Source organism: Promicromonospora noduliphila (assembly GCF_056951025.1).
This window is the reverse complement of record NZ_CM167806.1, coordinates 480,167-493,496: the sequence shown is the minus strand read 5'-3', so window position 1 is coordinate 493,496 and position 13,330 is coordinate 480,167. Positions and strand designations below refer to the sequence as shown.

Genomic DNA, 13,330 nt, shown 5'->3' with positions numbered 1-13,330 from the left:
TGAACGCCTGTTGTCCACCGCGAAACGCATGGTACGGGAGGGACCGGATGGAAGCCAGTCCGCTGGGCGGCGTCGACAAGGCGCTGCTGGCCCTGGACGCCCTCGCGGGGTTCGGCGCGGCCGGGGCGCCGTTGGCCGCGCTGGCCCGGACCCTCGGCGTCAGCAAGCCGACCCTGCACCGCACCCTCGCCGCGCTGCGTCACCGGGGCTACGCCGAGCAGACGCCGGACGGCGCCTACCGCCTGGGGCCCGCCGCTCTCGCGCTCGGCAGCACCTATCTGGCCGAGGAGAACCTGCCCGCGCTGCTGCACCCGGCCCTGACCGCGCTCAGCGAGAAGGTCGACGAGCTGGTGCACCTGGGCGTGCTCGCGGGGCGCGAGGTGGTCTACCTGGACAAGGTCGAGCCACAGCGCGCGGTCCGCGTCTGGTCGGCGGTCGGACGACGGCGCCCCGCGGCGACGACGGCACTCGGCCGCGCGCTGCTCTCGGTCCAGGAGCTGGACGACGAGGCGCTGGAGCGGTTCGCGCGCAGTGGGGGCGTCGGCGCGGGGGCTACGGCGGGTTCCAGCGGGGCGGGTTTCGGCGGGGCGGATGCGGCGGCGGGCTCCCGAGGGGCGGATACACCGGCAGGTTCCCGCGGGCCGGGTTCCCGCGGGGCGAATACACCGGCAGGCTCCGGCGTCGCGGGCTCCCGCGGAGCGGATACGCCGGCGGGCTCCGGCCGGCCGGGTTCCCGCGGGGCAGATGCGGCGGCAGGTTCCCGCGGGGCAGGTTCTCGCGGGGCGGATACGCCGGCAGGCTCCGGCGTCGCGGGTGACGAGCCCGTGCGACGGCTCCGCGAGGTCCTGGCCGAGGCCCGGCGCACCGGTGTCGCGCGCGAGACCGAGGAGAACGAGCCCGGCATCGCCTGCGTCGCGGTGCCGCTGCTCCGGGCGGGCCGCGCCGTCGCGGCGGTGAGCATCACGGCCCCGGTCGAGCGGCTGCGCGGTGCGGCGCGGACGGAGCGCGTCGACGCCCTGCGAGAACTGCTGCCGACCCTGCTCCCGCCGGGCCTGACCGTGCCCCCGGCGGCGAGGTCGCGGGCTGGCTGATCTGGCGGCGGCGAGGTCGCGGGCTGGCTGATCTGGCCGTGGCCCCGGACTGAAGTGCTCTTCTACCCAGCGATTGGGCCCAGAAACGGTTGAGGTTCTGGGCCCAATCGCTGGGTAGAAGAGCACCTTCCGGGCGCCCGCGAGACCGGCAGTTCGCCTGGCATGGTCGCTTGCCCGCCGACGTCGGCAGTCCGCTGTCCCCTTCGGCAGTCCGCCCCACCAAGTCGGCAGTTGGCATCGAGATCGGTCCAGGCCTGTGCCGATCTCGATGCCAACTGCCGACCTCACGAGCCAACTGCCGACCTGGCAGGACTTAGCAGCCCATACCTCCCGGCACCAGCCACGACAAAGGCCCGGCCACCCCTCTCAGGGTGGCCGGGCCTTGTCAGGACCGAGTCCTACCGGGCGATCACGCCCCGCCGGCCGCCATCTGGCCCGACGGCGGCAGGTCGCGCGGCACCAGTCCGGCGCCCGCGGGCACCGACTGGGGCTCGGCCGGGGTCGGACGACGGCGCTCGTCGCGCTCCACGCCGCGGAACGAGAACTCGCCGAGGATGCCCTCGCCCTCGCCGTCGACGATCACGAGCTGACCGGAGGTGAGCTCGCCGAACAGGATCTTCTCGGACAGCGTGTCCTCGATCTCCCGCTGGATCGCCCGCTTGAGCGGACGGGCGCCGAGCACCGGGTCGTAGCCCTTCTCCGCCAGCAGGTGCTTCGCGGCGGGGGTGAGCTCGATGCCCATGTCCCGGTCGCGCAGGCGACGGTCGAGCTTCGCGATCTCCAGGTCGACGATCTCGATGATCTCGTCCTGCGAGAGCTGCGGGAACACGACCACGTCGTCGACGCGGTTGAGGAACTCCGGCCGGAAGTGCTGCTTGAGCTCCTCGTTGACCTTCGCCTTCATGCGCTCGTAGGAGGTCACCAGGTCGCCGCCGGCGTTGAAGCCGGTCTGGACGCCCTTGGCGATGTCCCGCGTGCCCAGGTTGGTGGTCATGATGATCACGGTGTTCTTGAAGTCGACCACCCGACCCTGCGAGTCGGTGAGGCGGCCGTCCTCGAGCACCTGCAGCAGCGAGTTGAAGATGTCGGCGTGCGCCTTCTCCACCTCGTCGAACAGGACCACGGAGAACGGCTTGCGGCGCACCTTCTCGGTGAGCTGGCCACCCTCGTCGTAGCCGACGTATCCGGGCGGGGAGCCGAACAGCCGCGAGACCGTGTGCTTCTCCGAGAACTCGGACATGTCGAGCTGGATGAGCGCGTCCTCGTCACCGAACAGGAACTCGGCGAGCGCCTTGGCGAGCTCGGTCTTACCGACACCCGTGGGGCCGGCGAAGATGAACGAGCCACCCGGACGCTTCGGGTCCTTGAGGCCGGCCCGCGTACGGCGGATGGCCTGCGACAGCGCCTTGATCGCGGCCTCCTGGCCGACGACCCGCTTGTGCAGCTCCTCCTCCATGTGGAGCAGGCGGCTGGACTCCTCCTCGGTGAGCTTGACGACCGGGATGCCCGTGGACATCGCCAGCACCTCGGCGATCAGCTCGTCGTCGACCTCAGCGACCGTGTCGAGGTCGCCCGACTTCCAGGCCTTCTCCTTGTCCGCGCGGACCTGCGTGAGCTGCTTCTCCTTGTCACGCAGCCCTGCGGCCTTCTCGAAGTCCTGCTCGTCGATCGCCGACTCCTTCTCGCGACGCGCCTCCGCGATGCCCTCGTCGAGCTCCTTGAGCTCCGGGGGCGCCGTCATCCGGCGGATGCGCAGGCGGGCGCCGGCCTCGTCGATCAGGTCGATCGCCTTGTCCGGCAGGAACCGGTCGTTGATGTACCGGTCGGCGAGCGTGGCCGCCGAGACCAGCGCGGAGTCCGTGATGGACACGCGGTGGTGCGCCTCGTAGCGGTCGCGCAGGCCCTTGAGGATCTCGATGGCGTGCTCGAGCGACGGCTCGGACACCTGGATCGGCTGGAAGCGACGCTCCAGGGCCGGGTCCTTCTCGACGTACTTGCGGTACTCGTCGAGCGTGGTGGCGCCGATGGTCTGCAGCTCACCGCGAGCCAGCATGGGCTTCAGGATCGAGGCCGCGTCGATGGCACCCTCGGCGGCACCCGCACCCACCAGGGTGTGGATCTCGTCGATGAACAGGATGATGTCGCCGCGCGTGCGGATCTCCTTGAGCACCTTCTTGAGGCGCTCCTCGAAGTCACCGCGGTAGCGCGAGCCGGCGACCAGCGCTCCCAGGTCCAGCGTGTAGAGCTGCTTGTCCTTGAGCGTCTCCGGGACATCGCCCTTGACGATGTCCTGCGCAAGCCCCTCGACGACGGCGGTCTTGCCGACGCCGGGCTCGCCGATCAGCACCGGGTTGTTCTTGGTGCGGCGGGACAGCACCTGCATGACCCGCTCGATCTCCTGCGTGCGCCCGATGACCGGGTCCAGCTTGCCCTCGCGCGCGGCCTGAGTGAGGTTCCGGCCGAACTGGTCGAGCACGGCCGAGCCCGCGGGCTGACCCTCCTGCGGCCCACCGGCGGAGACGGGCTCCTTGCCCTGGTAGCCGCTCAGGAGCTGGATGACCTGCTGGCGCACCTTGTTCAGGTCGGCACCCATCTTGGTGAGCACCTGTGCCGCCACGCCCTCACCCTCGCGGATGAGGCCGAGCAGGATGTGCTCCGTGCCGATGTAGTTGTGGCCGAGCTGCAGCGCCTCGCGGAGCGACAGCTCAAGCACCTTCTTGGCACGCGGCGTGAACGGGATGTGCCCGCTCGGCGCCTGCTGGCCCTCACCGATGATCTCGGTGACCTGGGTGCGGACGCCGTCGAGCGAGATCCCGAGGGACTCGAGCGCCTTGGCGGCTACGCCCTCACCCTCGTGGATGAGGCCGAGCAGGATGTGCTCCGTGCCGATGTAGTTGTGGTTCAGCATCCTCGCCTCTTCCTGGGCGAGGACGACGACGCGACGTGCGCGATCCGTAAATCTCTCGAACATGTGCTGCTCCTCACGAGCGGCGTACACCTGCACCGGCGGTACGAGGCCTGACCGCAACGACTCTATGCGCTGACAACGTGCCCATGGGACGGTTGATGCCCATGTTCGCCAGGGGCGTGACGATGAACCGCCCTCGACGGCCCTGAGGGCTCCGCGCGCGACGACACGCCCGGGCAGGGAGTCTTGATGGCGAGTCCGGGCTGATTCCGGGCCTATTCTGGCGAAGGTCGTTGACGCCTCCGCACACACCCGGCAGTCTCGTTGTCAGACCCGCACCCGTCCCGGGGAGGCCACATGGCGGACGAATCGAGCCCGACCCCCGAGTCCTGGGAACAGATCGTCGCGCGCTTCGCACGCTTCTCGGGCGTGGTCGGTGAGGTTGACGACCCCCTGACCTGGGGACTAGACCTCGTCGAGGAGGAGGTCACCGGGGTGTCCGACAGCACGGACCCCACCGAGGAGCGCTTCCTGCGCTCCTATCGCACGTTCTCCGGCGAGACCGTCGAGGTGGAGACCCTCCGCGTGCCCGCGACACCCGCCCAGATCGAGGACATCGTCCGCGCCGCCTGCAGCGGCGCCCTCGTCGCCCCGCTGCACGCCGACGTCGATCCGGCCGCCCCGCCCGAGGTGGCCGACGTCGCCGACCTGGCCGAGTCGTACCAGGACTACCGCAGCGCGATGCGCGCGATCGTCGCGGAGGTCGACGACGTCCCGTGCGAGACCCGCCAGTTCCGGGTCGACGGCACGGGCCGGCGCTGCATGCGCGTCACGGTGCGCAACGTGACCGCCGTCTACTCCCCTGCCGCCGACCGCGCGGTGGTCGTCACGGGGCCCACCGACCTCGTGGACCGCATCGACATCATCACCCGGCCCATCCGCAACCTCCTGCACGGCGAAGAGGGTCCCCGGTTCTGACCGGGACGGCGGGCCGCGGCGGTAGGATCACCGCTGTGATCCGTGCCACTGCCTCCGCCGCTGCACCGCGGCTGACGGTGCACCGCGCCACGGCACGCCGTCCGCTCCTGCTGACCACGCTCCTGCTGACGATGCTCGCCCTGGTGGGCACATCCGCCGTCGGGCAGCGGGCAGCGGCCTACGAGGACTGGGACGACGACGAGATCTGGGTGAACGCGGACGGCGTCACGTTCGAGGGCGGCCGCCGGAGCGACGTGGTCACCTATGTGGTCGAGCCGGCGGGGTCCGACGGCGAACGGTCGTTCTCCCGCGAGCTCACCTGGGACGAGCAGGACGCCGGCTGGGCCGGGTTCTGGGAGGCGCGCTCGGCCTATCCGGACGGCTACTGCGTGGTGTGGGTGGAGGTCGACGACGCGAGCACCTGGCGCGCGACGGGCAGGTCCACCGCGTGCACGGTCGCCGGGTCGACCACGCCCACGCCGACGCCGACCCCCACGAAGAAGGACAAGGACCCCGCACCCAGGGTCACGCCGACGCGCGGCCAGCCGGAGCCGGCCGAGCCCGCCGAGCCGACCGAGCAGGCCGCGCCGACGCCGGTCCCCACCCCGACGCCCAGCCCGTCCCCGACGCCCAGCTCGACGCCGTCCCGGACGGCGTCGAGCACACCGACCCCTTCGCCGTCGCACACCTCGCCGCAGGCGGCGCTGATGCAGAACCTGCGGGAGCAGCCGGCGGTCCGGACCAGGCACGACGCCGCCGCGGCGGAGGAAGAAATCATCTCACCGCTCGGCTGGGTGGCCGTGCTCGGCGGCGGCGGACTGCTCACCGCGGGCGGCGCCCTGCTGCTCTGGCGCCGCCTCACCTGAGCCGGGGCGCCGGGCTTCTCCGACGTCCGACCCGGCCACCTGGCCGGGCGAACGCGCCTGGCCGTCCCGACGTACTCGGTTTCCCGGCGGCACCACGGTCCGACGTACCCGGCCGCCCCGAGGCGCCCCAAGGCAGACTGGGCTGGTGACCACACCCGTAGGCCTCCTCCTGGCGCCCGGCGCGGGCGCGAGCAGCGACAGCCCCGCGCTCGTCACGGTCGAGCGCACCCTGGCCGACGCCGACCCGCCGCTCCCCGTGCGCCGCATCGACTTCCTGTACCGCCTGGAGGGACGCCGCATGCCGGACCGGGCGCCGGTCGCCGTCGAACACCTGCGGGCCGAGGCCGCCGCGTGGGCGGGCGAGCTCGGGACCGGGACGGACCGGCTGCTCCTGGGCGGGCGGTCGTACGGCGGGCGGATGTGCTCCATGGCCGTCGCGGAGGGTCTGCCCGCGGCGGGCCTGGTGCTGCTCAGCTACCCGCTGCACCCGCCGGGGCGGCCGGAGAAGCTGCGCGTCGAGCACTTTCCGCGGATCGAGGTGCCCACTCTGTTCGTGTCGGGCGACAACGACCCGTTCGGCACGCCCGACGAGCTCGCGGAGCACGTCGCGGCGATCCCGGGCCCGGTGACGACAGTGACGCTGTCCGGCGCGCACGACATGCGCGGCGCCGGACGGGAGCAGGCGGTGGCGGACGCCGTCGCGGACTGGGTGGCGAAGCTCTAGGACGCGTCAGCGGCCGCCCGCGGGCTTCTCCGGGTAGTCCGGCGGGGTCTTGTCCAGCTCGATGGCGATCTCGCGCCGCTCGGCGATGATGTGCGGACGCTCCTCGTCGCGCTGCTCCAGCGCGTCGGCCTGGAGGTCGGCGCTCAGGTGGTCCCAGTACAGCGTGCCCTCGAGGTGCTGCGACTCGTGGATGAAGCAGCGCGCCAGATACCCCGTGCCCGAGAGCTGCACGGGCGCGCCGTGCTGGTCCACACCCCGCACGGTCGCCGCGCCCGGCCGTTCGAGCGGCTCGTACGCGCCGGGCACGGACAGGCAGCCCTCCTCCTCGGTGGCGGGCTCCGCATCGAGGTCCATCTCCAGCTCTGGATTCACGACGTGCCCCACGTGCCGGTCGCCCGACGAGTCCGTGAGGTCGTACACGAACACCCGAAGGTCCACGCCCACCTGCGGGGCCGCGAGCCCGACGCCCTGCGCCGACTCCATCGTGGCGAAGAGGTCGTCGACGAGACGGGCGAGCTCCGGGGTGGAGAACGTCTCGACGGTTCGGGCCGGGGTGTGCAGCACCGGCTCGCCGATCTCGGTGATGCGCAGCACACGGCCGCGAGCCACCTCGGGGGCCGTCGCCGGATACTCCTCGACCGGCTCTCCGAGCAGGTAGGTGACGGGCTTGCGCCGTCGGGCGGTGGTCCATGCCATGGCTCAGAGGGTACCTGCGGCGCCGCCGTCGCTCCGACGCCGCCGACCCGCCCGGTGCGACGGCGTCAGCCCGGTCAGTCGGACGCCGTCAGCCCGCTGAGCGCGTGCCGCACGAGCGCACGCGCCGTGTCGGGGGTCAGGGTGCCCGACCGCTCCAGCCAGCGCCACGTGACGGGCGCCCAGACGAGGTCGACGGCGACGTCCAGGTCGACGTCCGCGCCGAGCTGGCCGGCCTCCTGCGCCCGGCGCAGCCGCCGCTTCTTGAGGTCCCGCATGGGACCGTCCAGCCGCTCCCGGTACTGCCGGTTGAGCTCCGGGTCCTCGATGATCGCCGCGGTGAGGCCGCGCAGGGCACGGTCGAAGGTGGGGTCGGCCAGCTCCTCGACCGTCGCCACGAGAACGGTGGCGAGGTCGGCCTCGAGGTCGCCCGTATCGGGCAGCTCCGCGGTCTCCGCGCTCTCCGCCGCGCCGACGGACCGTTCGAGCACCGCGTCGAGCACCAGGGTGCCCTTGTTCGGCCACCACCGGTAGATCGTCTGCTTGCCGACGCCGGCCCGGGCGGCCACCTTCTCGATGGTCAGCCGCGCGTAGCCGAGCTCTGCCACGACGTCGAAGGCCGTGGCGAGGATGGCGGCGCGTGTCGCGGGGTTACGGCGGCGGCCCGTCGAGGGCGGCGAGACGGTCGACATGGGCGGCAGCCTATCAAGGCAAGACGAGACGTTTCGTCTTGACAACCTCGACCTGGCCTGCCATCGTCTTTTGTCGAGACGAACCGTCTCGACAATCGTCGAAGGGATCGCCATGACCACCGAGTCCAGCACCACCGAGCCCCGCACCTGGTTCATCACCGGCGCCAGCCGCGGCCTGGGCCGCGCCTTCACCGACGCCGCCCTGGCGGCCGGCGACCGGGTCGCGGCGGTCTCCCGCACCGTCCACGAGGACGACACCAGGGACGGGCTGCTCCAGATCGCCGCCGACGTGCGGGACCCGGCGTCGGTCCACGCCGCCGTCGACCGCGCGGTCGCCGCCTTCGGCCGCCTCGACATCGTGCTCAACAACGCGGGCACCATGTCGTACGGGTTCGTGGAGGAGTTCACGGAGGCGCAGGTCCGGGCCCAGCTGGAGACCAACTTCTTCGGCGCCGTCTGGGTCACCCAGGCCGTCGCCCCCGTGCTGCGCCGGCAGCGGTCGGGCCACCTCGTCCAGATCTCGAGCGTCGGCGGGCTGGCCGGGTTCGCCGGCAGCGGCCTGTACAGCGCGAGCAAGTTCGCGCTGGAGGGCCTCAGCGAGGCGGTGGCCCAGGAGCTCGACGAGTTCGGCGTCGCCGTCACCATCGTCCAGCCCGGCGGGTACTGGACCGATCTCTACACCGCCATGGAGACGTCGACGCCGCTGCCGGAGTACAACGCGCTGCGCGACCGCCTGGCCGCGCAGTTCGCGGAGAACAGCGTCGACAGCGACCCCCGCCTGGCCGCCGAGGCGATCCTCAAGCTGGTCGCCAGCGAGAACCCGCCCCGGCGGCTCCTGCTGGGCGGCATGGTCTACGACGTCGCGCTCGCCGTCACCGAGGAGCGGCGGCGCACCTGGGCGGAGTGGGAAGAGGTGAGCCGCGCGGCCGAGGAGGCCGTCCCGGCGCCGCAGGGGTAGGGCCGCGGTGCCCGGCACCGGGCGCGCTGCCGGCCGGTGCGCGCCCGCAACGCAGGAAGGCCAGGTCAGAAGTTGCTTCTGACCTGGCCTTTCGGAGCCGCCTGTCGGAATCGAACCGACGACCTATTCATTACGAGTGAATCGCTCTGCCGACTGAGCTAAGGCGGCGTGCGCACCACCGACCGGCGACAACCGGATGGGTGAGCGGGCCTCACTGTACCCAATGCGAGGCCCAGGTTTCAAAGCGAAACCGTGTGACGTCGTCGACCGCGTGGATCCGGGCCGGAGCGCGGGTCAACAGGCGGTCAGCAGGTGAGCCCGTCCTCCGGGACCGTGCCCTCCACCAGGTACTCCTCGACCGCCCCGCCGATGCACGTGTTGGACCGGCCGTACGCCGTGTGGCCCTCCCCCTCGTACGTGACCAGGACGCCCGACGAGAGCGTGTCGGCGAGCGACTCCGCCCAGCGGTACGGGGTGGCGGGGTCGTTCGTGGTGCCGATGACGACGATCGGCGGCGCACCCTTCGCGGCGGTGTCGAACTCCTGCTCGGCGGGCGGGTAGGGCCAGTCCGTGCACTCGATGCCGGAGTACCCGAACGACTCGCCGAGCGTCGGCGCCGCCTCCTCGATCTCCTCCGCGAGGTCCCGCATCTTCGCCATGTCGTCCTCGGCGCGGGCGTCGGCGCAGTTGATCGCCCGGAACGCCTCCTCGCTGTTGGACTTGAAGGTGCCGTCATCGTTGCGGTCGTTGTAGACGTCCGCCAGGTACAGCAGGTCGTCGCCGGTGCCCTCCCAGAAGACCTCCTGCAGGGCCTGCGTGAGGAACGACCAGGAGGCCTCGTCGTACATCGTCACGGCCACGCCGTAGAACGCGAGCTTCTTGGTCACCGAGCGCCCGGACGACGTCGGGATGGGGTTGGGCTCCGCGTCCTCGACCATGGCCTGGATCTGCTGCAGGCCCTCGGTGACGCCGCCGGTGAGGGGACACTCGCTGCTCGCCTGGCAGTCCGTCACGTAGGCGCGCAGCGCGCTCTCGAAGCCCTCCGCCTGCTGCAGCGCCACCTCGTCGGAGTCCAGCGTGATGTCGAGCGCGCCGTCCAGCACCAGGCGCCCCGTCCGGTCGGGGAACAGCCCGGCGTAGGTGGCGCCGAGCTGGGTGCCGTAGGAGAACCCGAGGTAGTTGAGCTCGTCGTCGCCGAGCGCGGCCCTGAGCATGTCCATGTCGCGCGCGGCGGACTGCGTGTCCACGTTCTCCAGCAGCGGACCCGTGTTCTCGGCGCAGGCCTGGCCCCAGTCCCGGACGGCGTCCTGCCGGTCCGCCAGGCCCTCCGGCGTGTACGGGTAGTCCGTGCTGAGGAACTCGTCCTTGCCCGCGTCGTCGTAGCACTTCACCGGCGTCGACTGCCCCACGCCGCGGGGGTCGAAGCCCACGATGTCGAACGACGTGCGCAGCGGCTGGCCGAACCGCGCGGGGTCGCCCACGTAGTCCACCCCGGACCCGCCCGGCCCGCCCGGGTTGACCAGCAGCGACCCGATCTTCTGCCCCGACGCGGGAATCCGCTTGAGCGCGATCTCGATGCTGCCGGCCCCCGGGTCGTGCCAGGAGAGCGGGGCGGACGCCGTGGCGCACTGGAAGCCCTCGCCGCACTCTGTCCACTCCAGCGACTGGCCGTAGTAGTCCTCGAAACCCTCCGGTGCGCCCTCCGTCGCCGAGCCGTCGGACTTGCCGACGTCCTCCAGTGCCGTCTGCACCTTGGGCGGCGCGCCGCAGGCGGCAAGCAGGAGGACGGCGGTGAGCAGCGTGGCGACGGCCGCGGGCAGACGACGGCGAGCGGGGCGGATCACCCGGACAACCTACCGGTTGTGCTCGGTAGATTTCTTACCCGCTGACGAACCGACACGCGACCCTCACGAGTCGAGCCAGGCGACCGGTCCGGGCTCGCCGTCGGCGGTGCGCGGCTGGAGCTCGACCCGGCCCTTGTCGCCCAGCATGACCGGCACCGGCTGCCCCGTGTCGGCCTCCGCCGGTGCCTCGACGACGGTCGTGGTCGGCACGAAGTCCATGGTGCAGATCTCGCTGCTCGGGGGCAGGAACGTCACCGCGAGCACGCCGTCGGCAGCAGCGACGCCGGCGCCCTTGTCGCCCGAGCCGGAGCCGAAGGTCGCCGTCGGCTCGGCGATCGTCGGGCACGAGCTGGAGCCGTTCGTCACGACGTACAGCAGGCCGGGCTCGGGCGCCCAGGCCACGCCGGCCGGCGAGTTGGTGCTGCCCTTCACGCCCGGGGGCAGCCCGCGCCCCGAGCTGCCCGCCACGATCTCCATGTCCGCCGCCTCCGGGAGTCGGCCGTCCTCGCCGTCGCCCGCCTCGGTCTCACCCTCGCTCGCGCCGTCCGAGGGGCTGGTGGTGTCCCGGTCGTCGGGGACAGAGGACGTCTCCGCCGTCGGCTCCCCCGTACCGGACCCGCCGACGTCGGACTGCGCGCACCCGGACAGGGCGAGCGCCGCCGTCATGCCGATGCCGAGGGCTGCCGCGCCCGCGCGGGCCAGTGCCCGCGCCGCCGCGCCCGACCCGTGGCCCGACCGATTCATCCGCCTGATCCTCATGCCAGATCCTTCCGCTCGACTCCGACACCACCTGGTGGAGGCGTCGCACGAGTGCGACGCCTCCATTCCTGTCATGTCGCGAATCCTGCGGGTCTTGCACGAGGTCGGCAAGACATCGGCGACCGGAAAGAGGTCAGACGCGGGCGGTGGAGAAGCGCAGCTTCTCCGGCGTGGCGTCGGCGGCGGTCTTGCGCAGGAAGGCCCTGCGGTGCACCGAGAAGGCGTTGCGGTCGTCGAAGAAGTCGCGCGCCATCTCGGCCAGCTCGATGGTCTGGTAGTACGACAGCGGACGGTCCGTCGCCCGGCGCTCCGCGCGCGCGGCGAGCATCCAGCCGAGCGTGGCGGGCTCCTCGTAGCCCTGGGCGGCCGACGACAGCCAGGTGGTGAACTCGCCCCACTCCCGCGGCCCGACGGCGCTGATCAGCCCGATGCGGGCCGCCTCGGCCGCCGAGATCGGCAGCTTGCGGGACAGGAGCAGCGACGCGCGGTGGTCCCCCACGCGCGCGGGCATGCTCCACGAGTGCAGCTCGGAGCCGTAGATCCCCATGTCGTAGTACGGGTTGAGCACCACACCCTCGCGGGCGAGCGTCACGTCGGCGCACAGCCCGGCCATGACGCCGCCCGCGCCGGCGTTCGCGGTGAAGGCGGCGACCGTGAGCTGCTCGGCGGTCGCGATGGTGAGGCACAGCTCGTCGATGGCGCAGATGTTGTCCCACGCCTCGGCGGCCGGGTCCGGCGAGGCGTCGACGGTGCCCAGGTGGATCCCGTTGGAGAACGCGTGCTCGGTGCCCTTGATGACGAGCACCCGGGTGTCCTCGGTGAGGGCCTTCTCCACGGCGCTCGTCAGGCGGCGGCACTGCTCCGTGTACATCGCGCCGTTGTAGGAGCGGATCGTCAGGTACCCGACGGCGCCGTCACGCACGTACGACGTCTCCGCCAGCGCGTCAGGGACCCGACGGAACGGGGCGTCGCTCGCGTCGATCACCTGGGCGGCCGGGAGCTTGGGGCCGCGGCGGCCGCTCAGCTCGGCGGCGTAGCCGATCCAGAGCGTGCCGACGCCGCAGGCGATCGCGACGGCGTCGAGGTTGCGGCCCACCACCGTGCCCGGCGCCGCGCCGGTGTGCTCGGGCGACGCGACGGCGTCGAAGACGCAGACCGACCGGCCGTTCACGCCGGCGGGGGCGCCCGGGGCGCCGTCGGCCGCCGCGATGAGCCGCTCCAGCTCGGCGGCGGGGCGGCTCCAGTCCACGCGGAAGTCCTCGCGGCGCAGCAGCGGCAGCTCGCCGCTGACGGGGACGATGCGCAGGCAGGCCTCGGCCGGGATCGGCCGCTCGCCGTCGGCGACCTTACGGATGACCTCGCCGATGCAGGCCATCGCGGCGTCCGCGACGCGGCTGTTGTAGAGGGCGCTCTTGGCGATCGGCTGCTCCGGCATGTCGAACACGGCGGTGGCCCAGACCGGGCCGGCGTCCAGCTCCTCGACCGCGGACAGGGCGGTGACGCCCCAGCGGTCCCTGCCGTCGCGGATCGCGTGGTCGAGCGAGGAGGGCCCGCGGTCGCCCACCGGACCGGGGTGCACGATGACGGTCGGCCAGCGGTCGTAGATCGTGTCCGGCACGCGGTGCTTGAGGAACGGGCACAGGATCAGGTCGGGGTCGGCTCGCTCGACGGCCCGGGTCATCGCCGCGCCCGACTCGAACGTCGGGGCGATCTCGACGCCGACGTCGTGCCCCTGCTCCCGCAGGGAGCACCAGACCCGCTGGGTGAGACCGTTGAAGGCAGAAACCAGCAGGAGGATCCTCATCGGGCGGTGGACT

General features: G+C 72.2%; 11 protein-coding genes and 1 tRNA gene. 5 read left to right on the top strand and 7 right to left on the bottom strand.

Going from position 1 to position 13,330, the window contains the following annotated elements; all coding sequences use genetic code 11:
- The first annotated feature begins 47 nt into the window (after window positions 1-47).
- Window positions 48-1,091, top strand: coding sequence for an IclR family transcriptional regulator (locus AC0QU1_RS02105; protein WP_483574006.1), 1,044 nt, complete (start codon window positions 48-50; stop codon window positions 1,089-1,091).
- A gap of 409 nt (window positions 1,092-1,500) precedes the next feature.
- On the opposite strand, the gene AC0QU1_RS02100 is transcribed toward AC0QU1_RS02105, so the two are convergent.
- Entirely contained in the window at window positions 1,501-4,062 is a 2,562-nt protein-coding gene (locus AC0QU1_RS02100) for an ATP-dependent Clp protease ATP-binding subunit (protein WP_483574005.1), read from the bottom strand.
- A 294-nt stretch (window positions 4,063-4,356) separates the two neighbouring features.
- On the opposite strand from AC0QU1_RS02100, the gene AC0QU1_RS02095 reads away from it, so the two are divergent.
- From AC0QU1_RS02095 to AC0QU1_RS02085, 3 genes are all read left to right on the top strand, one after another.
- A complete protein-coding gene (locus AC0QU1_RS02095; protein ID WP_483574004.1) occupies window positions 4,357-4,977 on the top strand; it encodes a hypothetical protein in 621 nt (206 codons plus the stop codon).
- A 35-nt stretch (window positions 4,978-5,012) separates the two neighbouring features.
- On the top strand, window positions 5,013-5,843 hold the full coding sequence (locus AC0QU1_RS02090; RefSeq protein WP_483574003.1) for a hypothetical protein: 831 nt from the start codon (window positions 5,013-5,015) through the stop codon (window positions 5,841-5,843).
- A 145-nt stretch (window positions 5,844-5,988) separates the two neighbouring features.
- Window positions 5,989-6,567 (top strand): alpha/beta hydrolase family protein, encoded by a 579-nt coding sequence (locus tag AC0QU1_RS02085; protein ID WP_483574002.1) that lies wholly within the window; start codon window positions 5,989-5,991, stop codon window positions 6,565-6,567.
- A gap of 6 nt (window positions 6,568-6,573) precedes the next feature.
- On the opposite strand, the gene def is transcribed toward AC0QU1_RS02085, so the two are convergent.
- Together def and AC0QU1_RS02075 are read right to left on the bottom strand one after the other, a co-directional pair.
- Window positions 6,574-7,263 (bottom strand): peptide deformylase, encoded by a 690-nt coding sequence (gene def / locus AC0QU1_RS02080; protein WP_483574001.1) that lies wholly within the window; start codon window positions 7,261-7,263, stop codon window positions 6,574-6,576.
- 74 nt (window positions 7,264-7,337) lie between these two features.
- Complete coding sequence (locus tag AC0QU1_RS02075; protein ID WP_483574000.1) at window positions 7,338-7,952, bottom strand: TetR/AcrR family transcriptional regulator; 615 nt, start codon at window positions 7,950-7,952, stop codon at window positions 7,338-7,340.
- Between the two features lie 112 nt (window positions 7,953-8,064).
- On the opposite strand from AC0QU1_RS02075, the gene AC0QU1_RS02070 reads away from it, so the two are divergent.
- Window positions 8,065-8,910 (top strand): SDR family NAD(P)-dependent oxidoreductase, encoded by an 846-nt coding sequence (locus AC0QU1_RS02070; RefSeq protein WP_483573999.1) that lies wholly within the window; start codon window positions 8,065-8,067, stop codon window positions 8,908-8,910.
- A gap of 95 nt (window positions 8,911-9,005) precedes the next feature.
- Here AC0QU1_RS02070 and AC0QU1_RS02065 read toward each other — a convergent pair.
- The 4 genes from AC0QU1_RS02065 to AC0QU1_RS02050 form a co-directional block, all read right to left on the bottom strand.
- A tRNA-Thr gene (locus AC0QU1_RS02065) sits at window positions 9,006-9,078 on the bottom strand.
- A 137-nt stretch (window positions 9,079-9,215) separates the two neighbouring features.
- On the bottom strand, window positions 9,216-10,754 hold the full coding sequence (locus tag AC0QU1_RS02060) for an alpha/beta hydrolase (protein ID WP_483573998.1): 1,539 nt from the start codon (window positions 10,752-10,754) through the stop codon (window positions 9,216-9,218).
- Between the two features lie 63 nt (window positions 10,755-10,817).
- Window positions 10,818-11,513 (bottom strand): hypothetical protein, encoded by a 696-nt coding sequence (locus tag AC0QU1_RS02055; protein WP_483573997.1) that lies wholly within the window; start codon window positions 11,511-11,513, stop codon window positions 10,818-10,820.
- 133 nt (window positions 11,514-11,646) lie between these two features.
- Window positions 11,647-13,317, bottom strand: a complete 1,671-nt coding sequence (locus AC0QU1_RS02050; protein WP_483573996.1) for an enoyl-CoA hydratase-related protein — start codon at window positions 13,315-13,317, stop codon at window positions 11,647-11,649.
- Window positions 13,318-13,330 lie beyond the last annotated feature (13 nt).

Coding starts and splice junctions, on each gene's coding strand:
- AC0QU1_RS02100 (WP_483574005.1), bottom strand. CDS start 4,062: ATGTTCGAGAGATTTACGGATCGCGCACGTCGCGTCGTCGTCCTCGCC.
- AC0QU1_RS02075 (WP_483574000.1), bottom strand. CDS start 7,952: ATGTCGACCGTCTCGCCGCCCTCGACGGGCCGCCGCCGTAACCCCGCG.
- AC0QU1_RS02070 (WP_483573999.1), top strand. CDS start 8,065: ATGACCACCGAGTCCAGCACCACCGAGCCCCGCACCTGGTTCATCACC.
- def (WP_483574001.1), bottom strand. CDS start 7,263: ATGGCATGGACCACCGCCCGACGGCGCAAGCCCGTCACCTACCTGCTC.
- AC0QU1_RS02055 (WP_483573997.1), bottom strand. CDS start 11,513: ATGAGGATCAGGCGGATGAATCGGTCGGGCCACGGGTCGGGCGCGGCG.
- AC0QU1_RS02050 (WP_483573996.1), bottom strand. CDS start 13,317: ATGAGGATCCTCCTGCTGGTTTCTGCCTTCAACGGTCTCACCCAGCGG.
- AC0QU1_RS02105 (WP_483574006.1), top strand. CDS start 48: ATGGAAGCCAGTCCGCTGGGCGGCGTCGACAAGGCGCTGCTGGCCCTG.
- AC0QU1_RS02095 (WP_483574004.1), top strand. CDS start 4,357: ATGGCGGACGAATCGAGCCCGACCCCCGAGTCCTGGGAACAGATCGTC.